Raw genomic sequence first — 23593 nt, 5'->3', positions numbered from 1 at the left:
CACTTCGTTTGCCACCCCAGTTACACGCGAACGAGAAGCCAAACGCCGGCGAACTGATTCGCGGATACGGTGAATTCATTCAGTTGGAGCCCGTTTTCCTCGCTTCAGCGGGACGCGGCGGACGGTGACTTCGATTTGATTGGGTTGAGGAAATGTCGAAAGATTGCTCAAGAAACTTCGGGCCCAGGCCGATTATCTTCCCAGACGATCCAATTTCCGCGACCCGCAGGGTCTCTTTTCGCCTGACGAAGCCTTCCCACCATGACACTCCCCACCGAACGAAAAATGCGCGGAACTCTGCTTCTCACCTGTGTCGTTGGAGCTCTGTCCGTCGTCGCGAGCGGTTGTGCTCCCTTGCAGCTGAGTGCTCTGAAGATGCCCAGCATGAAACCTCCCAAACTCAGCGAGTTGAGCGGGATGGCACCAGGCGGCACCAGTTCAGAATCAAGGTTCGACACGGTCGGTTCGGGCACGGCGCTGTCCTCCGGATCATTCACCGAAGAGGTCTATCACAAAGTTCGCGAAGCCAAGGCAAACTCCTCGATCGTGCTGCAAATCGTCGGTGACCAAAGTCCCGTTCGCGTTCTTCCTTTGCCACCCGCATCGGGTGCCAACCCTCAAGGGCAATCTGTTTTCGTCAGCACGTTGCTCAAACAAACTGGCGTGGACAAGCGATTCGGTCGCTTGGAAGCGGTGTTGTATCGCCATTCAACCGATTCGGTCGAAGGCCTCCGCATGGAAGTCCAATTCGCGGATCATGGTGCCGGCGATGTGCGTCCTGAATCCGACTACGCACTGCGTGCCGGAGACCGATTGGTCGTTCGCGAAAGCGAATTTGGCGGTTTGTCATCGTTGGTCGAAATGGCTCTGCAACGTTGATTTTCCGGAGAAACGTCCTGTTTGGCGACGAATTCAGGCGGGAAACCAAGGCAAACCCCCAGGCGAACGCCGAACCAATCGGGTACAATGAACGTCTGATGAAGAAGCAAGGGGGCGACTTGGAATCGACCGGATGACAAGAAGCGTATGCCTGCGTGTCGTGGTTGATCAGTTGGCCACGTAAAAAGCTGATCAAAAACTTTTAGTTGCAGAAGAAAACTTTGCACTGGCCGCCTAATTACAGGTAGCCCGGACTGATGGGGATCGCCGATGTCGCCTGAATGTCCGTCACAATGTCGGATCGTGGCCCGTCTTACTCAAGACGCGGGTCACTAAACAAGATTTGAGTTAGCGGATTCGGGAGCCTGTCAGGTAGCGCCCGATGAAGCGAAAAGGAATCTTCGAGATTCTGCAAATAGCTTGACTACACATGTAGACGGCATCGTGGATGCATCGCGGGACGGGAGTTCAATCCTCCCCGCCTCCACTATTGGCCACTTTGCGATTCGTCGCAAAGTGGCTTTTTCATTGGGATTTTGCTATATTCCGTGCTCTGGGCGTTTTTCGACTTCGTTGCAGTGGCCAAATTGGTGGCCAATAAGGCTACGCAGAGTGGCCAATAAGCGTCTTTGAAACGCCCTGATCCACTCACGGACAGGCACGATGACAGCCACGAAAAAACTAAAAACACGACGCAGCAAGAAACGCACTGATGATGGCAAGGGCGACCGCCGCATGAAGGCGGGGAAGCGGTTTCGAACTCCCGGCGTGGCTGGCGATGAGGCCGACAAGCGATTTGCCCGAATTGACCAGCTTTGGGATGACAACGAACACTTTTGCGAGAATGACCTGAAACAAGATGCCCAATGGACACCCATCGCCATCTGGGCTGCGGAGTCAATTCGGCAGGGTGAATTTCGTGTTCCGCTTCCCCCAATTGATGACATCCTCGCCTCCTTCGAGGAGTCCGAATTGCCGATTCTTCTGAAGCTGATCATTGATCGCTACACGACAGAAGACTTTTCCTGTCACTACCCGGCAACAGTGGATGGCTTCCAAGCCGATGAAGCAATGCACATTTACGATGTAGTGACTGAGGCATTTCCATCAGTTAACTGGGGGCTGCCCAAACCGTTCGCCGAAGAAAAGGTCAAGCGTCACGAGAAGAACGCTCGCTGGAGCCTCGAACAACTGGCAAAGGCGAAGAATCAAACGCAGCCAGAGCCAACCACTCCATTGATCACTGGCACATTTCATGCGGCCCTAACGTCCTACGAAAAGAATCGCCGCCAAGAGTTCACGGAGCCCGATGGAACATTTGACGGAAGCGGCCACCACTTTCTGGGGATCATCAAGGCCGTCCAAGAACGAAGGCCAGATTTTCAGCTCGCCGAATTGGACTTTCGAAAATGCCAAGACGAGTTCGATTTTTGGCGTGATCGCCCAGAAGATCGCCGCAAGAATAAGGAAGGCAAGCCTCTCGCTCAAAAAACTTGCCAGAACTACGTCGGAGAGTTGTGGCGATTCTTTGAGTGGCTTCATCTCTCGACTGAATTCGGTTGGCGAAAGCCGCAAGATTTTTCCTCCATCAAAAAAGATGTTCGAAAGCTGAAGAGTGATAGACGATCCGTGCATGACATGGAAATCAAGACGTTTTCTTTAGGGGATCTCAAAACCCTTTACATGAATGCGATCCCCTTCGAACGCTTCCTGATCACATGGGGGCTCAATTGTGCTCATGGTGCAGCAGAGGTCGGGCGAGTCGAATGGGGAGATCTATTTCTCGCTCAAGAACATCCTTGGAAGAGCCAAGGTCTGAAGGTTGAATGTTCCGAGGAAGACAATTGGTGCGGTTTGACTCGCCCGAAGAGTGATGTGATTGGATGGTGGTGGCTTTGGCCCGAAACCGTGAAGCTTCTTGAATGGTGGCGAGTTGAGAGCAAAAGAAGGCTCGGACGAGAACTGAAACAACACGAACGGATTCTGCTGTCTGAAACCGGGACGCCTCTGTATCGAGATGAATCTCGCAACGCCCAATCAAGTTTCGGAAACACATGGAGTCGGCTCCGCAAACGAATTGCAAAAAACAATCCAGAAGCGACCGTTTCGGATTTACCGTTTGGCACGCTTCGAAACCAATTGCCTGACTGGCTTGGAGGCGAGCAGGCCAGGGCTATTGTTGCGAGTGTTGCCCTTTGCCATGGAATCCCACACAAAGGTGACAAGCTTCTATATCGTCATTACGCAAATCGCCCGTGGGCTTCGTTATTCAAAGCACAACGGGAGTTCCGCCAGCACTTGATGCCCATGTTTGACTCAGTTCCCGATCCGACTTCCGAACCAGACCCGCTCGGGGACAAGGTACGCACACTCTGGGAAACGGGAGTTCGAAAACCCAAGCAGATCGCCGACTCTCTTGAGATTTCGGTCGCTACCGTTCACCGACGACTGAATGAGCTTGGTCTTCGTGAAAAGAGCTAGGCTCGCCATCAGACATCGTGACGCCTCTTGATCTCAGCCCAGTCGGCATCGCTGATCTCTGGCGGTTTCACATTACCGTACCTTCCGAAATAAGCCGTGCTGTCGCTGTCTTGGCCGTAGGGACAACTCCAGCACACGTCGATTCGATGCTGAACTCGGGCATTGCACCGGGGACACCGAAATTTCCAACTTGCAGGAGGATCAAAGTCCGTTTGCGGTTCATCCATTCCCGATGCACAGACAGTCTGTGAATCACGATTGAAAATTCGAGGTAGTGAGTCGAAAAATGGATCGCCACCGGTACTTCGATACGCTCGATACTCGGGGTTTCCGCCGAACAGCAAACCCATTCCAACATTTGTAATCAGCCAGGCCAGTCCACCGAAAAACGCCACGGACAACACCGCACTGATCGCCATTTCCCAAGGCTTCCAAAAGCTTGTCCCGGTTGCTGTGTTCCAGGCCCACTCCATAGTCATGTAAATGACAAAAACGATCACGATGGATCGGCCGAAGATCATGAATCTTGAGGTGCGCAAAGTTGAACTCCGTGGTAAATAACCATTAAATATCCTCGGGATCTATGTAATAGCCCAAGGAGAAGTCTGGCTCGTCGGGATCTTCATCCAGGCGATTGGGCATCTCTTTAATCAAGTGCCAATGAGCCTCTGACTCGACGTAGCTTTCGGGAGTAGGACCGTTTCCAAAATCTTCTCGATTCATGATCAGCTTGATCGCCGATTCGAGATACTCACCGACCTCTTGGCGTGTCACATCTCCGGCTACTTGGACTGTGACGGGAAGGATGTAAGTTCGCTGCTTGGCGGATTCGCCATATTGGTCTTCAATTTCAGAGATCTCAAAAAGCGCTTCAGACAAAAACTCATAGCGTTTTGCTGATGTGATATCGCTGACAAATCTGTAGCCGTCAAAGAACGTATCGTCGTTGAGCCTTGTAATAACGATACCATCACTGAGGTCTAGCGGCTTCAAGAACATCTGCCTCTCCTCTTGTTTGACTTGTGGAATTTGGAAGAAAACTGCGAACCTACTCTTTTGACTCTCGGATTCTTCCCCAATGAATTGTCGGAAGAACCAAACACTCGCAAGGACCGTTGCCGTATTCTTGAGTTCGCATGTGAAGCACAGACGCTTGGTACAGGTAGCGAGCAATCTTGCTCTTGGTGGCTGATCCGTACACTTCGATCTCGACAGGAACAATGAATGTTCGCTTTTCCAAGTCTCCATAAAAGTCCTTGAGAATCTCGGCCATGTCGCCGCAAGCATCGCTGGGATGAGCGTACTTCCTAGCGGCTTCCCAATCTTCGACGAACTTCTCACCGTCCCATGCGGTGTCGTCGTGAGTATTTTGAACGACCCATCGCCGGGATGGCGGTTGGCCAATTGGTTCTGCTCTTAAAATCATGTTCTCGCTCCTGACTAGACGATGGATACGGGCAAAGATGCACCGAAAACCAAGCGGGTGTTAGAACCGGAGAATGCGATCAGTTGACGATTGATTCCCAGCTTCCGTCGTTTCCACTGCCGCTTAGATCCTTGATCTGGTCGCCGCCGAAGCTGCTTTCGTCGTAGATCAATAGTGCCTCAGAGTGGTCACTGGTTGTGAAGCTCTCGTCTGAGATGAACTCACCTTTGAATTTTTCTCCCGATGAAATCCTCACTGACCTCAGCTTGCCGGTGAAACGCATGTTTCCTTGCTGCTCACCGAGATTCCCGATGACAAATGGTGATTCGACCTCTGGCACGTTGGTCGCTTCACAAGTTGCTGCCAGCTTCCCATCGAGGTAAATCCGAGTTTCATCGGAGGCGAAAACCGCCGCTAAGTGGCTCCAGCGATTTGTCGATAAACGAAATCGGGTTGCGTCAATACCTCCACGCACCGTCTCAGCCATTGGATGACCGCCTTTGCCAATCCCCATGCCAATGCCGAAGTGCCCCGGAACATCACTGCCAACGATGAACTGATTCTCTGAGTTGTTCACATCGCTAGGGGCAATCCATGCTTCAATCGTTAGCGGGAGAGTCGAGTTCATTACCGGAGTCAAAATCCGCCGTATGCCGTCAAACATGATCCCTCCTTCGACCAAAGGTGCGGCAACCTTACTTTCCGCAGAGGTATTCTCTCCATTCCAAGGTCGCCAAGCGATCAATGACAAGGCGATGAGTGAAATGCCTAATACAACCAGTCCAATTTTTGCAATGCTGGTCGAATCAGGAGTCTCAAACGCTTGCTTGACCTCCATCGCCGTCCTGTAGCGATCAGCCGGATGCTTTGCCAAGCACTTCAGACAAATCGCTTCCAGTTTTTTTGGCACTAACCGATTCAGTGAAGACAGTGGCTTAGGTTGCCGTAAAAGAATCTGTTCACGGACGGCAGTGGGTGTTCGTCCCAGGTACGGCAACTCACCAGTCAACAATTCGTAGAGGACGACGCCGAGAGCATGAATGTCGGTACGACCGTCGATCAGTTGGACCTGTCCCGCAATTTGCTCGGGTGCCATGTAAGGAAGGGTGCCGGGAGTACCGCCTCGATGATCCTCGATCTTGTCAATCGTCGTTGCGATCCCAAAGTCGGTTACAAGTACACGCCCCTGGTGATCCAACAAGATGTTTGCGGGCTTGATGTCTCGATGCAAAAAACCTTGCTGATGAGCAAACTGGAGTGCATCCGCCAAAGCAGAGACGATTCTCGTTGCTTCGGACGGTTTGACTCGCCCGCCTGCAATCAGATCGGCAAGGTTTTGGCCTTCGACCAGTTCTGTCACGAAGAACAATTGACCCTCATGGCGACCGACATCGTAGACGGCAACGATGTTCGAGTGCTTCAGCTTGGCCGCACGACGTGCCTCTTCAAGTAGTTCATCGGTCTGATTTTCGCTGGCGATTGACTTGGAAACTTTAACCGCAACATGTCGTTCAAGCTCGGGATCAAACGCCTTGTAAACCTTTCCGTGGCCACCGAAGCCAACAATGGAGTCAATTTGGTAGCGACCGGCCAAAGTCTCACCAATCAGAGAATCGATTTCCTCATCGTCATCCTGATCGTCGTCAGCAGCATCCTGCTTCATCCAACTCATGGACTTGAGCAGCTTGATCTGATCGGCAAGTGCCTGCTCTAGTTCAGGATGGTTAGCGCACAGGTCGGCCACCGAGATGTCTTCGTCGAGATCCCAAGCCTCTTCCCACTTCAGCAGTAGTGCGGACAATCGATCTTCGTCATCATTCGCCAAGCTGGATTTCCTCGATCAGTTTTCCAAGTGTGATTCGTGCCGATTGCCAGCGACGTTTTAATGTAGCCAGCGAGATCCCCAGCAGTTTTGCGGCATCAGGTTGTGAGATGCCTTCGTACCAAAGCAAGTTCACAACCTCTCGTTGGTCTTCCGGCAGCCCTTCAACTGCTTCGTGAAATTTGCTCCAAGAGTCCAATGACTCAGGTTCTCGCCCATCAATCTCTTGATTCGCTGCCTCACCGCCATCGGTGAGATGGTTTGCACCATTTCCATGGGCTCCAAAGTGATGTCTGGCTAGATCGATGAGTTCACGGCGAATTTGTGTCGTCGCCAGTCCATAAAACTGCCTCGGTGTTTCGGGTTGAATCTCGGCCAGCGAACGATGCAGCCGGATCATAGCGTTTTGCAGCACATCATCTGTTTCGGACCAGCGTTTCACCTTCGGGTAATTCTTCAGCATCTTTCTGGTCAGCAGCCTCAGCCGTTCGCAGGCATGAGCGATGATCTCGTTGCGTGCGTCAACCTGACCCTGCCGAGCTAGGGTGAGCCATTGCCCAAGTCGTTGTGTGTGGCCAAGTTCCATCAACCGGTTCCGCCGTCGAATCTCAAAGACGGCCAGTTTAGCTGAAGCGATTTCGGATTGGGCCTTGGCTCTACCGGGATAAGCGTAGGCGGGTTCAAAACAGGCTCAGAAATTGGGATCGAAAAAATTTTGAGCCGGTTGTGATCCGGGTTCCGCTCATCCCAACAGACGCAAGCATATCCAGTTCAACTAGCTCAGGAATCCCGACGATGGCTCAAAACTCAGGTGTAACCCAGTGTCCGAAGTGCGGTTCAGTCGGCACCTATCCAATTCGGATGCAGCAAGGCGGACAAGTCATCACCTGCAACGCTTGCCGAAAGAACTTCACCGCTCAGGTGGATCACGGGCAATTCACTGGTCGTAATCGATAATAGAGGAAAACACTTGATGGCAAATCAGTGGTACTACAGTCGAGAAAATGAAAAGTTTGGTCCATTCGGTGACAGCGACCTTCGAAAAATGGCGGTAGATGGTGTGCTGAAGCCAGATGATCAAATCTGGAAAGAGGGAATGGCCAAATGGCGAACCGCTGGCTCTGTCAAAGGTCTCTTCCCACAATCCGCAGCGTCACCACTTCGTCATAAGCCAGGAGTTGTTGAGAACGATGTTCCTCCCCAGATTTACAACAACCGAGAGGAAACAGTGTCGTTTGGCGGATCAGCAAAACTTGCAAGTCAATTGGCTGCTAAGCAAACGGAGTTCACAAAAATTCATCAGGTGCTTCTTCCCAAGGAGTATCACATCATCGGCCAGCGGACATTTGAAACGCAATTTGAACGTGAGACGCATGAATCGCAGTTCAGTGAAATCGAAAAACTGAACCAAAACATTGCCGAACTTGAATCGGCTGAAGCGACTTCACCCGAAGCCAAGACATTCACCGACAAAGCCAAGTCGCTTGGCAACCAAGCTGTCATTGCTGGCAAACTCAAGACTGCCCACTTCCAACGTCGTCAAAAGCTGATTGCACTCGGAAAATCGGCCTGTGCTATTGGCAATGTGCCACAGGCTTGTCTGAACGAACAAGAAAATATCGGAGGCTTGCTGGAGCGATCAGGGATATTGCAGAGCGAAATCGATGCCCTAAGAAAAGAGGCATCTGCGGCTGGGAAATCGCTCATGGCATCGACAGCAGTTGTCGCATCCTTCGCATGTCTATGTGCGCCCATTGGTTTGTTCCTAATTTGGCGACATCCCACTTGGAGCAAAGACGCAAAGCTAAAGTGGGCCGGCGCATCTCTTGGATGCTTTCTGTTGCTGGGGATCATCGGACAGTCCAAAAGCAAACCAGATCGAGAGTGGTTGGAGTACAACGGGAACAAGATCTCAACCGAAGGACTCTCCGACGAAAAAATCGCTGATTTGAAGGCTAAGGGTGCAACATCAACAAGATCGTCTGATTCGGAATCGACAAATCCCAGTGGTTCTAAAAGTGACACCGACCTAAATGATATCGCACGAGGAGTAGCGTACAGAATTAAGAATGAAAATCTTTGGTCTAGCATGACGCCCAACGGATTTCACTTAGGACTTGAAGAGGCAGTCCGGGCAGCGGGGAGAGCTGACTTGCTTCCACTGCGAGCCACTTCTACCAACAACCATGACACGCTCTCGAATGTGACGACGATCTACATGGAGTACAACAAAAACTTCGGCGTTGGCTTCGCTATCGACCACAGCAATTCATCCAAAAGCAAGATGACCTGCTCAAAGATTTGGCTGGATGGTGCAACAATTAGCCCGTAATTGGGCTGCGTCGAAACAAAGCCAGAACAACTATTTTCAGCCGCCGTTTTCTACGGGCCAACGCTTCTGGCAACAACTTTGAGCAGTGGAAGTCCAGTTCAAAACTCTGGGAAATTCAATTTTTGCAACAACCTCTCCGGGACGGAAAAAGTGCGAGAGCAATAGAAAGCGACAACGCACTATCCCTGGCAAGGGCGATCCGGGTACTGGGTGTTACCAGGTTCCATGAAAAGTTTTTCAATTAAAAAAAGTGCAACATCGATGCTTCAAACTGAAGAACATCGACGTTGCAACTCGCTTGATTGTCACTCGACTTCGACGGTGAAAGGAATCAAATGGCAACCGAACGGGCAGACCCACGCATCCCAGCCGCCGTTGGTGCAAGTGGAAAGCTCGCTGCTCCAGTTCCAGATGTCGGCGGCCAGCTTTTCATAGCCGAGTTCGTTTCCTTGCCGCTTGGCTCGTGCCAATGACCGCTCGTACTTCTGAAGATCGAGATCGGTAGTCACTCGATCCTCCCGCCAATCGCTTGCGATCCATTCAGACCAGACGATTTCAAGCCACTCGGCAACTTCGGTGTCGCCGTTGTTGGCGGCGTTCGCTTTGTCGTTGAGTTGTTCTTCAACTGCTGCGTATGCTTCGTTCGTGTGTGACCAAGACCATGCCATCGTCGTTCTCCGTTTAAGTGTTGATGCGTGCTACAACCAACAAGCGGGTGTTGGTCGGCGCATGGCCAAAGGGACCACCGAACTTGTCGATGGTCCCTCTTGGCTTGGTGCGAATCACTCGGGTTTGAATGAGTGATAGAACCGGGGGCTGTGCTGGAAGAGGACGCTGCCCCTGACCCCATCGGACTTGCGGGAGACGATGCCGAAAGGGGCAGAGAAGGCAAGAACACTGAAGTGCTCTTGCAGTTGCGATGTGTCCCAAACGTCGCCATAGCGTTCCGTCAGATCCTCTCGACTGCCGGGCTCGACAGTCATCAAGCGGGTGTTACATCTCTCGCTTGACCACGCTGGGACCGGCGCTGATCACTCGGCAATGCGGTTTGGTTTTCAGCACATTTAGTGATTGACGGAAAGCTTCGACGTTTTCACACACCCAGACGTTGAGCCCCTCTTCAGCGGAGCGGCCCAACGTGGTGTTCGTGAAAACAATCGTGTACAGCGTGTCGAAGACGCTGGTTTGAACTGTGTCCATCGCTCAATACTCTTCGGGTAGCAGGCAACAAGTGCTCGACCTGTCGGCCTCGGTGATGATCCAGATCTTGTCATCGCCGATCTTGTACGAGGAAAGGATTCGCTCTTCATTCCAAATTGCCTCGTTGTTGGACTCCTTGTCCTCATCGCCAAGATCCCCGAAATCTCCCGTGACATGCCTTTGCAAAAGCTGCATTGAAGTCATCGAGTGACGCTCCAAGAATTCCAAGGCTCCGGGAGTGGCAACAATCTGACCTAAATTGAACAATCGCTTGCTCATGACGTTCTCCGTTGTGTGTGTCAAAGAAAGAACCAAGACGTGTTGCCTTGGCTCTGTTGATGTCTAACAAGCGGGTGTTACCCTGCCTCTTGCATTGCTTCCAAACTGGAGGCAGCAGCCCAGACGAGATAGAGATTTGCGTTATCTTTATCGTTGAAATTCGTGTCGCTTCCACCGTAGATCTCACGGCACACTTGAAGCTTTTCCTCTTTGCAGGCAACGACGTTTTGACAAACGTCACCTATTCGGCGCACGATTCGGAATTCGGGCTTGTAGTTGTCGAGGATATATTGACAAGCGGGTTCGGCATCGCCTGAACCGTTGCAATCATTCATATCCGACCGCATTTCGCCTTCAAGTTCTTGGCCGTAAGTGGTACAGCAAGTGACCGATCCGCAAAGGCTGATTTCGATGATGAACGATCCACCGGCTTGGCCTTTGATGTTTCTTTTGGTGATGAATTCAACGAAGGCATCGAGCTTTTCGAGTTCATCGTCGCCAAAATCTTCGGAGCGTTCGATGACGTTCAATCGGCATTGTTTCATCCATTCGATAACGGCTTGCCGATGTTCTTCAGACTGAGGGCGACAGTCTGAGTCGAATCCGTACATGCAAGCACCGGGGTCGCCACTTCTCAAAAACGATCCCCAGCTTGCTGCGTATTCGTATGCTTCCATTGGTGTCATTGTTGATCTACCTCGCTTGTGGATCGTTGTGAGCCAGTCTTGTCGGCTCGAACAATCCACAAGCGGGTGTTACTGATCGCCCGCAATCACACGATGATTGCTCGTGATTTGCGTTTTTCACGTTGGCGCTGGTGATGGTCGATGACCATTTCTCGCCATCCAGAGTTTCCGCCAAAGCGATCAATTGGCACCATGTTCAGATACTTCATGGGACACGAGTAATAGTACGGTCCCATTGATTCGTCCATGTCCTTGTAGCCAAAGCCAGCATCCCTGCGATACTGAATCAGATCGCAAGTGATCCATCGTTGTGTTGGTTCGGTGTCTTCGCCATCCTTGATGAATCGACGCTCCCAGACGGCCCAAAGCACACCGCTAAATCCGCAGCCACGAAAGCAGTGGGCCAAACATTCGCTTTGCACGATTGTTTCACCCGATTGCCGCTCCCATGATTCGGTGCGTTCAGCGATCAGTTCTTTGCGTGTGATGTCTTCACGAAAAAGCCAGCCCATTTTTGTTTCTCCTTGTGAGTGAGTTTGATTGATGTCGATCAAGCGGGTGTTACTCCGAATCAACGTGCTCAAACTCAGTTGGGAGAACTCCTTCATCGGGAAGGCCCTCACCGTGATAGCGACAAGGGAATGGGATCTCGACTCCCTCTTGGCCATATGCCATCAGGTGATCGAGATCCAGAACTTGTCCACTTGGGCCGTAGTGTCGATCATCCTCGGGATAGTCACCGAGATACTCGTCTTCGACGACGATCAGATGACCATATTTTTCGTTGTCAGCCAGTTCATCGATTGCGTCTGACAAGCTATTCGCTTCGACGATCAGAAACAGCGATGAATAGCTGCCACCAATTTCGATCAGCCATGTCTTTCCGAACCAATCGCCGGGATTCAGTACGGGAAGGTCGGTCAGTTCGTGGCCGTGTAAATTACCATTCGCTTTAATCTCACTCATCATTTGCTCCATTCCAAAAGTTGTATTGGGTTTGATGCAGAGCAAGCGGGTGTTATTCGTTGCTGGTCCTGTTCGCCAAGAGAAACACGGGGCAGACCGGAATCATCTAGCTATTTTGGATTGAAAAGAGCCGCCATGATCATGATCATGGCGGCTTCGACTGTTGTAAGCCTCTAGTTTGAGGGCGGAACACCGTCGTACATATGTGCGATAGTCTTCTCCGTGTCCTGAAGATCAAACTTAGCGTTTTTCAGTTTCTCTTGAAGGATCATAAGTTCATCACGAGACAACACAACTGTTCTTCCGGCGATACGAATGCTATCGCTGGTGAAACGCTTGTTTTCGCAATCAGCGAAAGTTTCGCCCAGATCGGAAATCAGCTTGTTGATTTCATCGATGTCGAAAGCTTCAATGTCCGTGAGCAATCGGTTCAGTTCATTCATTTTTTCTTCCCAAACACATAAACGGGTCAGTAACGAGTTGCCATGTCGCACAATGATTGATGGCCAACATTACTTTATGACTCGGTTTCAACTCGGTAAAGCAAATCGAAAAATTAAACCCGGTTCTTTCTCTTAGTTCAGCCAGTTCCAAAGGTTTTTGCGAAACAGTGAGGCCGGATGTGTGTAGCCGCAGCCAAGCTTTTCAATCGCAGTGGTAAGAACTGACATTTGAGCTGCGAGCTCTCAAGCCAAGGTCAATGTTCTTCGTTGAAGGCGAAGGCTTCCTCGTCATCCGCATCGAGTTGGGCGAAATCATCGGCTAACTGGCGTGCAAGGTATCGAGCGTCGTCTTCATCGCCGTGACGGAGCAATTCACCATGGAAGAGCATTCCATCGTCGGCGAGTGCATAACCAACGATGAATCGATTGGCTGTAAGCCGAAACATGATCGCCATTGAGTCGTCCGCATACCGCTGCACAACTTCGGATCGGCAGGCGAGAATCGTTTGGCCGCACCACGATGTGAGATGGATTTCACCGTGAGTGCATCGGGTGTATGCGGTGAGAGTACGACCGACAACGCTTGCTCCGATGGAGGAAAAATCTTTTCCTTCGTGAGTGATGATTCCGACTTCAATTTGCCCTGATCGAACACAATTGGTTTGCATTTTTGTTCTCGCTTGATTCCTCGTCACAGGCGGTCGGAACGAATTGTTCCGTGGGAGCCAACTGCGACGAGTAACAAGCGGGTGTTCGCTACAACGGAATAACTTCGTACTCCGCCGTTTCACCTCGCTCCATGCAATCAATTGCTGAGAATGCCGCCATCTCCCGTTCGGTCGTCATCCGACAAAGGCTGTTCAACTTGCTCACGAATGCGAGCGAGGCGGGATGATTGTTCAGATCATCACTGCACAGGCCGGTTTGACGAAGAGCCATCAGATGGCGATGAAAACAGCCAACGATTGCGATCAGATTAACCGCATCCTGAACGGCATTGGCATCCTGAGCGGCTGATTTGACGGTTGGATCATTGCCGTCAGCAATGGAAGTCGTTTGATTCATCGTGATCTCCAGAAAGGGGTTGAATTGTTCTGGATTCGAAGCGGGTGTTACTGCTGGACGGGGTTTTCACGAATGAACAGCATATAGGAGAGCATTCGGATACAATTTGGGAAATTCGCAAACGCCGTTTTGGGAGAACCTCGTGGGAAACGCTCAACAATCGCCAATCAACTTGAACGGTCACTATCTGACCGACTTCGGCAAGGACAAACTGTCGATCAAGTGGAAGAAGTCAGCAACAGGGACCATCGAGGACGACGGACACGGAATTCACGTCAAATTTGTTGCTGACCATCGGCAATATATTGAGTTAGACCGAAAGAGATTCCATCTCGTCGAATTCCACTTTCACCACCCAAGCGAACACTGGGTCGGCGGTTCCCAGCAGACGATGGAATTGCACGTCGTTCATCAGAACGTCGATGATGGCACTCGTGCAGTCCTGGGAATCTTCATCGAACCAAACGGCGAAGCAGAATCGACGCCGGGACTCGTCGCCCAAATGCAAGGGTTTTATGCGTCACAAGGCGATGGTAGCAACTCAATCATCCCCACAAACCCGCTTGAGTGGCTACCAGGCAATCGAGATGAATACTACCGCTACGAAGGCTCACTGACCACGCCGAAGTACGACGAAAATGTAAGCTGGGTCATCCTCCGGGAACCGAAAACGATCCCCAAGGCAGAACTCTCAAAGCTTATGCCCTATCTAAAAAAGCCTGCCAGGTTTCCGCAGCCATTGAATCGCCGGTTCGTTCTAGCAAATTTCAAGTAGAGAGCGGTATGATCAACCCAACATTCGCTGTCTCACAGTTCAGCACAAAGTAAGAAGCAAGCTGGATGAGTGGATTCAGGCATCACTGCACCCGCAACTCCGTAGCGTCGCCGCAGCTTTGCCACAATCTGCGGCATGATTGCGTTCGATCTTTTTCAGCCTTGCGTTTAGGTGTTCAACCAATGCACGAGATTTCCGATGTGGACCGTGTAACTCTCTCTTCCTACGCCGTTAGCTTCATCTATTCGACTTCCAAGAAGTACGAGGGCAAGCCCTTTCACATGGCTTCAGGATTCGTATTTGCATCGGAAGATGCAAGTGACTTTCGAGTAATAGTGACAGTCAAGCACTTTGTCGAGTCTCTAGTCCAGCGAAACAAGCAAGGAACAGTCACGTCTCTTAGCGTTGTCCATCGTTCTCTTTCGAGCGAGAGCCACAACATTGAAGTCGATATACCTCTCAGCAAGATTGACGAGCTTTTTTCACTGGCGAAGGGTGACACAGACTTATCTGTTTGCAAGATCACCAAAGATATTGGCAAATCCTTTGAGGAGAATCGAATACCCTCCATTAGGTACGGACTCCATTTCGGTGAACAAGACGATTCGCAAGTATTGGGTCTACTTATTGGCTATAGCTCACACGAAACAACCACTGTCCTGAAGTCTCGCATACATACCATCGAAAACAATGAACAGTACACTCATGATGTCATCGGGATTGGCAAAATGTGCAATCGAATTATCCCGATCAAGGCTGTCTTACAAGAAAGCTTGAAACTCCATTTTAAGTTGTGTCGGAATAACCTGCCAACACTAACCGGGATGAGTGGCAGTCCAATTGTTGTTGCCGATCCTGCAAATCCAACCAGCTTTAAATTTGCGGGTCAACAGATCGCTGAGTTTGTGCGAAACGGTTCGATTGAGTACGTCGTCGCTACGCCAGCACACCAAGTCGCAAAAGCCATCGCATCCTGTCTACTTCCCAGCGGTTCCGACGAATCGACTTCAAAAACTGAAGTTTAGATTGCTGGGTTTGTGTCTCCTTGCCCTTGCCTCCGAAATGATTAGCGATGGACATTGACGGATTTAATAAAGCGGCATTGCGTTTTCGTAAGGCCATTGACTTAAATGCTGGATGTTTCAGTGCCATTTCCCTGTCCGATTTCCCACAAGGTGCATGTGGTGATGGCAGCACTCTTCTTGGTCTTTATTTGGAAGAATCTCTAGGTGTTGATGTTGAATACGTTGCTGGTGTAAAGGGTGTCCAGCATCATGCGTGGATTGAACACGACGGTTTAATCATTGACATTTCTGCTGATCAATTTGAAGGAATGGACTCGGTGATCGTACAACCGGTTTCCCAGTGGCACCAAGACTTCAACATTCAGCACAGAAGAAGACCGTGCATTGACACCGAGATACCGAAACATCGGCACGATCTAGAGCGAGATTTCCAAAGGCTGCGTGACACCGCAAGAGAGATGGCGTGAAGTGTCTATAGTTTGCTCTCATGAGATAGGCAAGTAGCTTCCACTGGAATCACTTGGTCGAGCATGAAGATAACGACCGGTGGTCGCAATCGAGCAATGTCCCAATGTTGCTTGGACCAAGTGAATCCCGGCACCACGATCTAGTGCATGGGAGGCATGAGCGTGCCGGAACCAGTGACAACTGACTTCCTTCGGGATGCCAGCACGTTTAGTCGCCTTTTTCACAACTCGCCAAACCGCCGATTCGCACAGATGGCCTTTTTTGCGACTGCGGAACACGGGGGTGTCCGTTGGGGCATCGCCACGTAAAGTTATCAGCGTGTCCCAAACCGATTTGGGCATCAAAACGGATCTCGTTTTCTCTCCCTTGGCGAAGACAGTAATCTGTCCGGTTGATTCACGCTCTTGCAAATGCCGCCACTTCATTGCACAGATCTCCGAGACTCGGAAACCGCCAGCGTAGAACGTCAACAAGATTGCTCTGTTGCGTGGATTTGGCTCAAGGGCAATGATCCGCAGGACTTCAGCTTCGCTAATGATTCGTTCAGACAACTCATCCCTGAAGCCGGGTAGTTTCAATGCACTGCCCACATCAAACGGGAGATAGCCCAGTCGATGTCCAAACGCCAAGAGACTTTTGACGGCGCTCATGGCTCGATGAATTGATGAAGGCTTGAGATTCTGGCCGAGGCGATCAGCGAATGACTGGAGGTCAATCAGTTTTACGGAACGCAACGGCTTGCCCACAAAGTCGGCGAAGCAATCCACCTCCTTCCGATAGCCACGCTGGGTGTTCTTGGGCCGACCGTGGAGCCACAGTTCGATCAACTGTTCGTCGTTGTCGGCCTGTCGTGTGATCTGGCCCGGTGAATCAGGCGAACGCAAGATAACGTGACTTGTCGTGCTTAATTCCGAACACTTTTCGGATTGGTTTTCGTTCATCTTTGGTACAGCTTTCGTTGGTAAATCGAACAGTTTCTCAACACACTTCTTGCCAAGTTCTTGCGGAAGTTGACGGACATCAAACGAAGTTCGCAGGAGTTCCAAACAGTCCTCAAGCATTCACTGACCACGAATCAGCCAATTCCCGAACGCTTCAGATGTCGGAAAACTGTTCGGAGAATGTCGTTTTCGTCCTCGCCGCTGGTGCCCTTCGGGTAGCAAGCATCAACTGCTTCAGCAACTTGCTTGGTCGTCAGGCCGTTGAGGCCGAGCGTCTGAAGGCTCTCCAACAGCCCCGAGTGATCTGCTTTAGAAGCGGGTGTTGCCTTCGGATGAGTCGGAGTTTCGGATCGCTCATAGAACAGGACGTATTCACCGTTGACACCGATCCCAAGCTCTCTCGCCTTCAGGTTGTCCTCGACTTGAGAAGCATTAAAATAGGGACGACCATTGGACAATCGAAGGGGAGCATGGAACGTCCCTCGCTTCACATGCCAGTAGAATTGGCTGCGTGACATTCCCAGTTTCGAACACATCCGGCTCACGGTGATTGCGGCTTTCGGTTGATTATCGTTCGTTGTTTTTACGGTCATCGTTCAGTTGCCTTGCAGAATTCGGACAGTGGAAGCACAGAAAAATCAGCCGTTGCTGGCCTTCAAATGCTCGTGTCCAGCGGGTGTTAAACAGCGTCCCTTTTCGTTCTTCGTGATCAGTCCCAACCGGATGAAATCGCTTTCAAACATCTCGATGGACTGACGGGGCAAGCCCAGATGCGTGGCCAATACGTTGAGCCTTACCGCTCCTTGATGTTGCTTCAGCAGGTGAAGATAGCTTTGCTCCACCGGATCGAATCCGAGGGCATCAATGCCTTCCATTTCCAGCATTTCGGCAACGTGACTGGCTTCGATGAAATCACAACCGTTGGCGGAACAGGATCGCTTGGCTGCTTCCAACATTCGAACGGCGAGTCTGGGGACGCCACGGCTTCGCTTGGCGAGTTCACGGATTGACTTTGGATCGAGGCCCCAACCAAGACGTTTGGCTCGTTGTTCGATCAGCACCGTCATTTCATCAGTGTCGTAGTGGGACAGACGAATCAAAATCTGATATCGATCTCTTGAGCTTGTCGTGAGCATATATTCGTGAGTTGTGGCACCGATCAGCGTGAACGGTGGCAACGTCACCGGCTTTTTATTTCCGCCAAGGAACAGCTTTCGTTCTTCCAAAGCCCGATAGAGGCATACTTGAACCGACTCGTTGAGTTGATGTATTTCGTCTAAAAACAAGATTTGGCCCGGCTTATCGAGCATCATCAAAAGACCTTGCATCTGCCCGATGTTGCTGATGTTCTGAGCCAATTCAACGTGGACTTCGGTGCAAAGCTCACGAGCGACAAGTTCACTCAGCATCGTCTTGCCGGTTCCTCCTGGACCTGCCATCAGCAAGTGTGGGAACGACACGTTGTCTTCGCCATGTTTGCTTCGTTCATGCCAATAGGCATCGAGTGCCGTTTGCAGCACTCGCACGGCTCGGGCTTGCCCCACAACTTGACTGAGGCTCGTGATGATCGGTTCGGTCTCTTTCACTTCATTGCTCCGTGGTGGTTGATTTGATTGACAAGCGGGTGTTAATCCTTGTCCAACTCGTGAAAGACATGGAAAGCGACCAGTGCCATCACGTCATGCGTTGGGCAATCGCTCTCCATCAGTCGCCGCCAAGCCGCTCCGGTGGCTTCGTTGCTACGGCCCATTCGTCGCCAAATCTGAAACGCCATCAGGGCGTGGTCGTCACAGTCGAAGAATTCGCCAGCCGTCGTGCAGGCGTAAAGTTGGTCGGGATCTCGGATGAGCGACAGCAGTGGATGGAGTTGATTGCGTTCTTCGTCGGTGATCAGCGGGGTTCGTGACATCGATTGCTCCGTTACAAAAGTTGGATTGACTGATGCCTTCCAAGCGGGTGTTACAAAAGTTGGATTAAAAATGGGGCCTCCTTGCCCCAGCCACACAAAACGCCTGTCAGGGATCGCCCCGGTTCGCTGACGAACAAGCGGGTGTTACTTGGCCTCTGATTTGAGACGTGGAATTTCTAGCAATGATTCGTTTGGAAACATGTTTTGAACCGGTTCTGGTTGAACTTGGTCAGCCCGAAATGGCAGCCTGAGTGACCGCCCCTCTTTCATCTCGCACAGCAAAAGAACCATGTACTGGCTTGCGATCTCCGATGGCAAAGGCCAGCGAAAGTGGTAATAGGAACTGGCGATGGCACTGGCCCAAGTCCAAGCCAAACGCCACGCATCGCCTTTGGGTCGAATACCGTATCGCCAAAGATGTGAACGGACTTCTTTAACTCGTCGTCGGCTGGGGCTGCCAGGAAGGTATTTGTCATCAGCCATGAAAATTGATTTTTGAAAGCATGGAAAATGGAAAAGGCCAATCGGATACACCGAGGATGGATCATCAGTGACTTCAGGCTTCGCAGTTGCAGCAGAACTCCATCGCTCACTGGCCAGAGTTGTTGCGGTGGCTCACGCTGCTCGTTGAAGTGCCGAAGCTGAGTCGTCTTGCGATCATCCCCGGTGTTCCGAGTGGCTGTCCCGATCAGGACAATGGTCAAGCGGGTGTTAAAGCAAACAGGGCAGATGGGAGTCCCAACTGCCCTGGTGCAAAAAGGCGATCAAGCACAAACAGGCTCTTCGACCGTTTCCGCAATCGTTTCGTCTTGGCGGCTGAAACTGAGGATGTAGTCAGTCGCTTTGCTTGATTGAGCCGCCGCCCGGAAGATAAATTTCGGGTCGTCGTTCATCCCCTTAAGCCACGACTTCAAGTAAGCAGCGTGATTTTCCAGATTCTCCGTCGTGGGCATGTTTAGTTCGCCCATGAGGAAACACGCACCAATTTCGGCAACCAATTCACCGAAACCATAGTCGTTCTCCGGCTTTGCTCGGTCGAAACCGGTTCGGCTTTCCGAATAGTGGCACAGTTCGTGAAAACAAGTTTCGTAATAGGATTCAGGTGTGACGAACTGCCGACGAAACGGCATCTGAATGTAGTCACCCAAAATCGAGTAGAACGCTTGATTGCCGCCGAAGTGGATATCGGCACCAGTGGCTTCGATCACGTCATCGGCTTCGCTGTATCGAAGTTCGTTACTGACTTCAGCTTGCGAATAGCCGACCTGAAAACGGTCCATGCCTGATGTCTGATCAGCATTGAAAACGGCGAATTCTCGCATGACGAAAAACTTGTCGTCAATTGATTCGCCTTGCTCGCTTGTTCGCTTTCGATCAACTGGTTTCCAGAGAATGATTTTCGTTGCTTTTTGGCCTTTGTTGACGCAGCCCCCATTGCTTTGAATCTGCCGGAATGTTCCCCACCATTTGGAAGTGAAATTGCGTTTCCAAGCCGAGAGCTGCAGGATCATTTGGTTGATTCCCCGGTAAGAGTTACCGGTACTCAAACTCGTGTGAAGTCCGGGAGCGTTGGGATCGTTTGCCCACGGCTTTCGCCATGGCGGCAACTCGTTGCTCGAAAGAGCGGCGATGATGTCGTTGGTGATCTGCTGGCGAATTTCGTTTGCGTTTGGCATGTCGTCGTTCCTGTGAGGAGGTTGATTTGAACGGCGATCAAGCGGGTGTTATCTCGATTTGGTAAAGCGACAATGGGACGGGTGTAAAGAAGCGGAGTTGTCTCAGTGCTTGAGAATCTCGGTTGGGAGTGGACCAGCATCAGATATCAGACGGCTAACCCCCGCTTGTTCAATGAAGACGGGCGGCAACACGAGAGTCAGTGATTAGTGACGACTCCGTTCGCATCTTCACAGCAAAGCACGGTCGATGCTTCCCAAGCGATCACTTAAAATGATGTCTGGACAGACCTTCCCCGCAGTTGAATTCCAAAAGTTGTAAAAGAAAGAGTTTTTTGAGATAGTTCGCACAAAATATCGCTATCTCAGGGAGGAGGATGTTCAAAAACGTCTTCACCGGCAGTCATAGGGGGATTTGTCTCTATTACTTTACAGTAGGGAGTTATCTTGTCTTTGTTGCTGTTCATTGTTTCTCTGGGAAAAAGATATCCGAGGTCAATTCCCCGGCACTTCTTCAGCTTTCGCTGCAATTCTTCCGGTGAAGTCGGGTAGTTTCTGCCTTTTCGCCAACGCCAACATTTGTTTGGGCCATGATTCTTGTCGTAGATATCGACAACACCACGGTCTTCCAAAAAGTTGCGAACAATGGCGTAGTGATCACGATTCCAAGCAGGGGCACCCGACAACAAATTCCACGCTTTGACAATTCGGTCCTCCGGGAGACCATCGTTCTCAGCCAAATCTTCCATGCAAGTCAGGACGACTCGGATGCAGTGATGAACAAAGGCGGGTGACACGTTGCATCTCTGACAATGGCGACCACTTTCGATGGTTCCGTCATCGCAAAAGATCAATTTGTCTTTGTACTTTAAGACGGTCCCAGTCAAACCGCCAAAATTGTGCTTGGCGTAATCTCGCAACCAGTCCAGAACGGGAAAATTTCCCCAGCGGCCCTCACCACGGCCCAGCTTTTCTGGGTCAAAGTTTTGTAACGTAAAATCGAGGATGCGTGCTGTTCTGTGGGGACGATCTGTTTGGGGATCGTCCCAGTCACCGGTGTAGAGCCTATTGATCTTCAGATGCGTAAGAAAGTCGTCGTGACTGGGAATGCTCTTGTGATCACGATAATAGCTTCGCACAAACGACAGGCACTCTAGCCGATTCTTGGTAAACGCACATGTTTCGGGATCTGGCGACCGTTCATTCTTTGCTCGTGATTTTGGTTTCCCAGACTGTTCTGCTGCAACTTGGTCGGTCGCTGTCTCGTTGATCTTTGTTTTGTCCTCTTTCTCTTCCAACATCTTTTCGAGTAGTTGGATCTGGCGTTCCCAGACAAACCAACTGATCTCTGGCAGGCTCTTGAATTCTTCGAGTCGCTGACGATTCCAGACAGCAAACGGAAATTTCCCCAGCAGCCCACTGACAATCTTCATACTGCCGGTGGGATGGCTGTATTCAGTGACATGTCCCTTCACTTCAAAATCACATTCGATTCGATGGAAGGCCAGATAGCGTGAATACGCAGTTTGAGCACGCTTAAAAAGCCCGTTGACTTGCTTTGGCGAAAGTCCAACTCGAATCCGCTCGATCAGGGCAGATCTCTCAGTTTTAGGCAACGATTGAAAATGCGGATGAGACAAATCAGGTGTGCGGATTGGTCCGTAGTAAAGTTTGAAATGTCCGTTCTGCCCACGATCAGAAGGGGTCCAAAGCGAAGTCGAACAGATATCAGCAAGTAGCTCCTTCGCCCTCAGTTCATCTGTTTCGCCGTTGTGAGCGTCGATGTCCAGATAGGGCAAGGCTCGGTGACGGGGCGAACCGGTGTAGTAATACTTCTCTTCGCCCTGTATGTGCTCGGCCATCTTCTCCGACGACATAATGCCCCGGCGATAATGTGCCCAATAGTGGAACGGTTTTCCTTTACGCTTCCCTTCAGTAAAAATTGGCTTGTAAGCTTTCCGTTGCGTCTTGCTTAAATTGTCGTAGATTGTTCCAAATCTGAACGCTTCCTTTGTGATCATGTGTTTGGGAATGAACGCTCCCTGCTCTTCATCCCAAAGCTTCTTTCCACAATCTCTGATGTTGATGTACGGATGAAACGCAGCAAACGTATCCGCAGCGAGTTTTTCAATCTCTGCGGATTCATTCTCGGAAATCTGAAATTTCTGTTCGAAAATCGATTCTGTGTTACTTAAATACATTTGTGTCATTGTTGTTGGAAATACGGCACACCAGAAACCGCCAGCGTTTTCAGAACGCTGGCGGTTTTGTTTTCTACTGCTCAGTTTGTCACGTTGAGCCCGAGTCGATTGAGATCGTCAAGGCTGATGGTCAACTCGACCTCAGCGTCGGTTTTGGCAGGACCGACTAAATAAAGATGTCCATCAGCGCAGATCCCATCTGACTCTTCGGCCTCCCATTCGGTGGTTTCAGCAACATCATTGAATATCTCTGCATCGATCAATTCGATCTCGTCATTGCTCATCTCCGCTGGTACTTCGATACACAGCCGACGACAGTGACGGGTCGTCTCGTCACCACAAATCTCAATTTCCATTCTTTTTGTTTTCATGTTCATTTTTCGATTCCCTTCTGTAGTAGTTGTTTAAGTTTTGGAGTTCGGATTCTCGGTAGTAGTGACGTTTGCCAAGTTGCACTTTGGGCTTCGGGATGTATCCCGCCCTAATGTCTCGGTAAATTCGCAGGCCACTCAGATCAAGCCATCGTGCGGCCTCGGCCACGTTGAACAGGTTAAGTTTCTCCCGTCTTTCCGCTGCGGTTACGTTCATGTTTCCTCCGTAAAAAACCGTCTCCTTTTATGTAGTAATTTCCCACCGGTTTTTACATGAAACCTGTGGGAATTTCTGAGTTTCTCCATGTGATGGAGAGGCGGAAAAAGCCGGATCAAACTGACCGGTCAGACGACGCCAAAGAGGTCCGTTGAACGGACACAGGGGGCGTGCGAGTAGAAGTGAAAGTAAATTTTCGGTAACTGTGGCGGCAGCTTATCAGTTCTGACTTTTTAGGTCAAAAATTATTTGGAATTGCTGCTTTGCGTCCAAAACTTGGTCGATAAGTTGGGGCTCCCAAGAACCAGATTATGCTCACTTTTGCCTCACGTCTGACCAAGTCAGCAAAAGCCCGATGGCGGAGGCCGTCGCTAAGAGCACCCATTCCTCGGGACCGGTTGGAATGGGTGTTGCGACATTCTTGAAGGTTGGTG

General features: G+C 50.7%; 29 protein-coding genes and 1 other RNA gene. 8 read left to right on the top strand and 22 right to left on the bottom strand.

Going from position 1 to position 23593, the window contains the following annotated elements; genetic code table 11:
* The first annotated feature begins 384 nt into the window (after positions 1 to 384).
* The 3 genes from CEE69_RS13365 (at position 385) to CEE69_RS13355 (ending at position 3360) form a co-directional block, all read left to right on the top strand.
* Positions 385 to 879: a hypothetical protein gene (locus CEE69_RS13365; protein WP_233215195.1), complete on the top strand. Its 495-nt coding sequence runs from the start codon at positions 385 to 387 to the stop codon at positions 877 to 879.
* Positions 880 to 989: 110 nt separating this feature from the next.
* Positions 990 to 1369, top strand: a transfer-messenger RNA (tmRNA) gene (gene ssrA, locus CEE69_RS13360).
* Positions 1370 to 1542: 173 nt separating this feature from the next.
* The gene (locus tag CEE69_RS13355) at positions 1543 to 3360 is read left to right on the top strand and encodes a hypothetical protein (protein ID WP_099261132.1); all 1818 of its coding nucleotides are present in this window, start codon (positions 1543 to 1545) and stop codon (positions 3358 to 3360) included.
* An 8-nt stretch (positions 3361 to 3368) separates the two neighbouring features.
* Here CEE69_RS13355 and CEE69_RS13350 read toward each other — a convergent pair whose 3' ends face one another.
* The 5 genes from CEE69_RS13350 to CEE69_RS13330 all read right to left on the bottom strand — a co-directional run bounded on the left by CEE69_RS13350 (position 3369) and on the right by CEE69_RS13330 (position 7194).
* Positions 3369 to 3779, bottom strand: coding sequence for a hypothetical protein (locus tag CEE69_RS13350; RefSeq protein ID WP_158231020.1), 411 nt, complete (start codon positions 3777 to 3779; stop codon positions 3369 to 3371).
* 145 nt (positions 3780 to 3924) lie between these two features.
* Positions 3925 to 4359, bottom strand: coding sequence for a hypothetical protein (locus tag CEE69_RS13345; RefSeq protein WP_099261130.1), 435 nt, complete (start codon positions 4357 to 4359; stop codon positions 3925 to 3927).
* 49 nt (positions 4360 to 4408) lie between these two features.
* On the bottom strand, positions 4409 to 4786 hold the full coding sequence (locus CEE69_RS13340) for a hypothetical protein (RefSeq protein WP_099261129.1): 378 nt from the start codon (positions 4784 to 4786) through the stop codon (positions 4409 to 4411).
* A 79-nt stretch (positions 4787 to 4865) separates the two neighbouring features.
* Positions 4866 to 6611: a protein kinase domain-containing protein gene (locus CEE69_RS13335; protein WP_099261128.1), complete on the bottom strand. Its 1746-nt coding sequence runs from the start codon at positions 6609 to 6611 to the stop codon at positions 4866 to 4868.
* On the bottom strand, positions 6601 to 7194 hold the full coding sequence (locus CEE69_RS13330; protein WP_099261127.1) for an RNA polymerase sigma factor: 594 nt from the start codon (positions 7192 to 7194) through the stop codon (positions 6601 to 6603). The genes CEE69_RS13335 and CEE69_RS13330 overlap by 11 nt, the downstream gene beginning before the upstream one ends.
* Positions 7195 to 7403: 209 nt before the next feature.
* Between CEE69_RS13330 and CEE69_RS32510 the strand changes: the two genes are divergently transcribed.
* Together CEE69_RS32510 and CEE69_RS13325 are read left to right on the top strand one after the other, a co-directional pair.
* On the top strand, positions 7404 to 7565 hold the full coding sequence (locus tag CEE69_RS32510) for a hypothetical protein (RefSeq protein ID WP_158231019.1): 162 nt from the start codon (positions 7404 to 7406) through the stop codon (positions 7563 to 7565).
* Positions 7566 to 7581: 16 nt separating this feature from the next.
* Entirely contained in the window at positions 7582 to 8940 is a 1359-nt protein-coding gene (locus CEE69_RS13325) for a DUF4339 domain-containing protein (RefSeq protein ID WP_233215215.1), read from the top strand.
* Between the two features lie 305 nt (positions 8941 to 9245).
* Here CEE69_RS13325 and CEE69_RS13320 read toward each other — a convergent pair whose 3' ends face one another.
* The 9 genes from CEE69_RS13320 to CEE69_RS13275 all read right to left on the bottom strand — a co-directional run bounded on the left by CEE69_RS13320 (position 9246) and on the right by CEE69_RS13275 (position 13579).
* A complete protein-coding gene (locus CEE69_RS13320) occupies positions 9246 to 9608 on the bottom strand; it encodes a hypothetical protein (protein WP_099261125.1) in 363 nt (120 codons plus the stop codon).
* Between the two features lie 325 nt (positions 9609 to 9933).
* Complete coding sequence (locus tag CEE69_RS13310; RefSeq protein ID WP_099261123.1) at positions 9934 to 10140, bottom strand: hypothetical protein; 207 nt, start codon at positions 10138 to 10140, stop codon at positions 9934 to 9936.
* A 3-nt stretch (positions 10141 to 10143) separates the two neighbouring features.
* Positions 10144 to 10419 (bottom strand): hypothetical protein, encoded by a 276-nt coding sequence (locus tag CEE69_RS13305; protein ID WP_099261122.1) that lies wholly within the window; start codon positions 10417 to 10419, stop codon positions 10144 to 10146.
* A 77-nt stretch (positions 10420 to 10496) separates the two neighbouring features.
* Positions 10497 to 11096 (bottom strand): hypothetical protein, encoded by a 600-nt coding sequence (locus tag CEE69_RS13300; protein WP_099261121.1) that lies wholly within the window; start codon positions 11094 to 11096, stop codon positions 10497 to 10499.
* 95 nt (positions 11097 to 11191) lie between these two features.
* Entirely contained in the window at positions 11192 to 11617 is a 426-nt protein-coding gene (locus tag CEE69_RS13295; protein WP_099261257.1) for a hypothetical protein, read from the bottom strand.
* A gap of 49 nt (positions 11618 to 11666) precedes the next feature.
* Complete coding sequence (locus CEE69_RS13290) at positions 11667 to 12074, bottom strand: hypothetical protein (protein ID WP_233215194.1); 408 nt, start codon at positions 12072 to 12074, stop codon at positions 11667 to 11669.
* 170 nt (positions 12075 to 12244) lie between these two features.
* Positions 12245 to 12514, bottom strand: a complete 270-nt coding sequence (locus tag CEE69_RS13285; protein WP_143549232.1) for a hypothetical protein — start codon at positions 12512 to 12514, stop codon at positions 12245 to 12247.
* 254 nt (positions 12515 to 12768) lie between these two features.
* Entirely contained in the window at positions 12769 to 13182 is a 414-nt protein-coding gene (locus CEE69_RS13280) for a hypothetical protein (RefSeq protein WP_099261119.1), read from the bottom strand.
* 88 nt (positions 13183 to 13270) lie between these two features.
* Positions 13271 to 13579, bottom strand: coding sequence for a hypothetical protein (locus tag CEE69_RS13275; RefSeq protein WP_099261118.1), 309 nt, complete (start codon positions 13577 to 13579; stop codon positions 13271 to 13273).
* 142 nt (positions 13580 to 13721) lie between these two features.
* Between CEE69_RS13275 and CEE69_RS13270 the strand changes: the two genes are divergently transcribed.
* The 3 genes from CEE69_RS13270 to CEE69_RS13260 all read left to right on the top strand — a co-directional run bounded on the left by CEE69_RS13270 (position 13722) and on the right by CEE69_RS13260 (position 15846).
* Entirely contained in the window at positions 13722 to 14354 is a 633-nt protein-coding gene (locus tag CEE69_RS13270; RefSeq protein ID WP_158231018.1) for a carbonic anhydrase family protein, read from the top strand.
* Positions 14355 to 14536: 182 nt separating this feature from the next.
* Entirely contained in the window at positions 14537 to 15379 is an 843-nt protein-coding gene (locus CEE69_RS13265) for a hypothetical protein (protein ID WP_099261116.1), read from the top strand.
* Between the two features lie 47 nt (positions 15380 to 15426).
* Positions 15427 to 15846 carry a hypothetical protein gene (locus CEE69_RS13260; RefSeq protein WP_099261115.1) on the top strand — a complete coding sequence of 140 codons (420 nt, stop codon included), beginning with the start codon at positions 15427 to 15429 and terminating at the stop codon, positions 15844 to 15846.
* Positions 15847 to 15864: 18 nt separating this feature from the next.
* Here the strand turns inward: CEE69_RS13260 and CEE69_RS13255 are convergent, their stop codons facing one another.
* From CEE69_RS13255 to CEE69_RS13220, 8 genes are all read right to left on the bottom strand, one after another.
* On the bottom strand, positions 15865 to 16788 hold the full coding sequence (locus tag CEE69_RS13255; RefSeq protein WP_099261255.1) for a tyrosine-type recombinase/integrase: 924 nt from the start codon (positions 16786 to 16788) through the stop codon (positions 15865 to 15867).
* Positions 16789 to 16922: 134 nt separating this feature from the next.
* A complete protein-coding gene (locus tag CEE69_RS13250) occupies positions 16923 to 17306 on the bottom strand; it encodes a helix-turn-helix transcriptional regulator (RefSeq protein WP_199169869.1) in 384 nt (127 codons plus the stop codon).
* 120 nt (positions 17307 to 17426) lie between these two features.
* Positions 17427 to 18374, bottom strand: a complete 948-nt coding sequence (locus tag CEE69_RS13245) for a Holliday junction DNA helicase RuvB C-terminal domain-containing protein (RefSeq protein WP_099261113.1) — start codon at positions 18372 to 18374, stop codon at positions 17427 to 17429.
* A 41-nt stretch (positions 18375 to 18415) separates the two neighbouring features.
* Positions 18416 to 18697, bottom strand: coding sequence for a hypothetical protein (locus CEE69_RS13240; RefSeq protein ID WP_099261112.1), 282 nt, complete (start codon positions 18695 to 18697; stop codon positions 18416 to 18418).
* A 144-nt stretch (positions 18698 to 18841) separates the two neighbouring features.
* Positions 18842 to 19180 (bottom strand): hypothetical protein, encoded by a 339-nt coding sequence (locus CEE69_RS13235; protein ID WP_099261111.1) that lies wholly within the window; start codon positions 19178 to 19180, stop codon positions 18842 to 18844.
* A 281-nt stretch (positions 19181 to 19461) separates the two neighbouring features.
* Positions 19462 to 20373 (bottom strand): ArdC family protein, encoded by a 912-nt coding sequence (locus tag CEE69_RS13230; protein ID WP_099261110.1) that lies wholly within the window; start codon positions 20371 to 20373, stop codon positions 19462 to 19464.
* Between the two features lie 362 nt (positions 20374 to 20735).
* The gene (locus CEE69_RS13225) at positions 20736 to 22571 is read right to left on the bottom strand and encodes a hypothetical protein (RefSeq protein WP_099261109.1); all 1836 of its coding nucleotides are present in this window, start codon (positions 22569 to 22571) and stop codon (positions 20736 to 20738) included.
* Positions 22572 to 22651: 80 nt separating this feature from the next.
* Entirely contained in the window at positions 22652 to 22942 is a 291-nt protein-coding gene (locus tag CEE69_RS13220; RefSeq protein WP_143549230.1) for a hypothetical protein, read from the bottom strand.
* Positions 22943 to 23593: the final 651 nt, after the last annotated feature.

Source organism: Rhodopirellula bahusiensis (assembly GCF_002727185.1).
In the GTDB taxonomy this organism is placed as follows: domain Bacteria; phylum Planctomycetota; class Planctomycetia; order Pirellulales; family Pirellulaceae; genus Rhodopirellula; species Rhodopirellula bahusiensis.
This window is presented reverse-complemented; position numbering and strand designations above follow the sequence as displayed.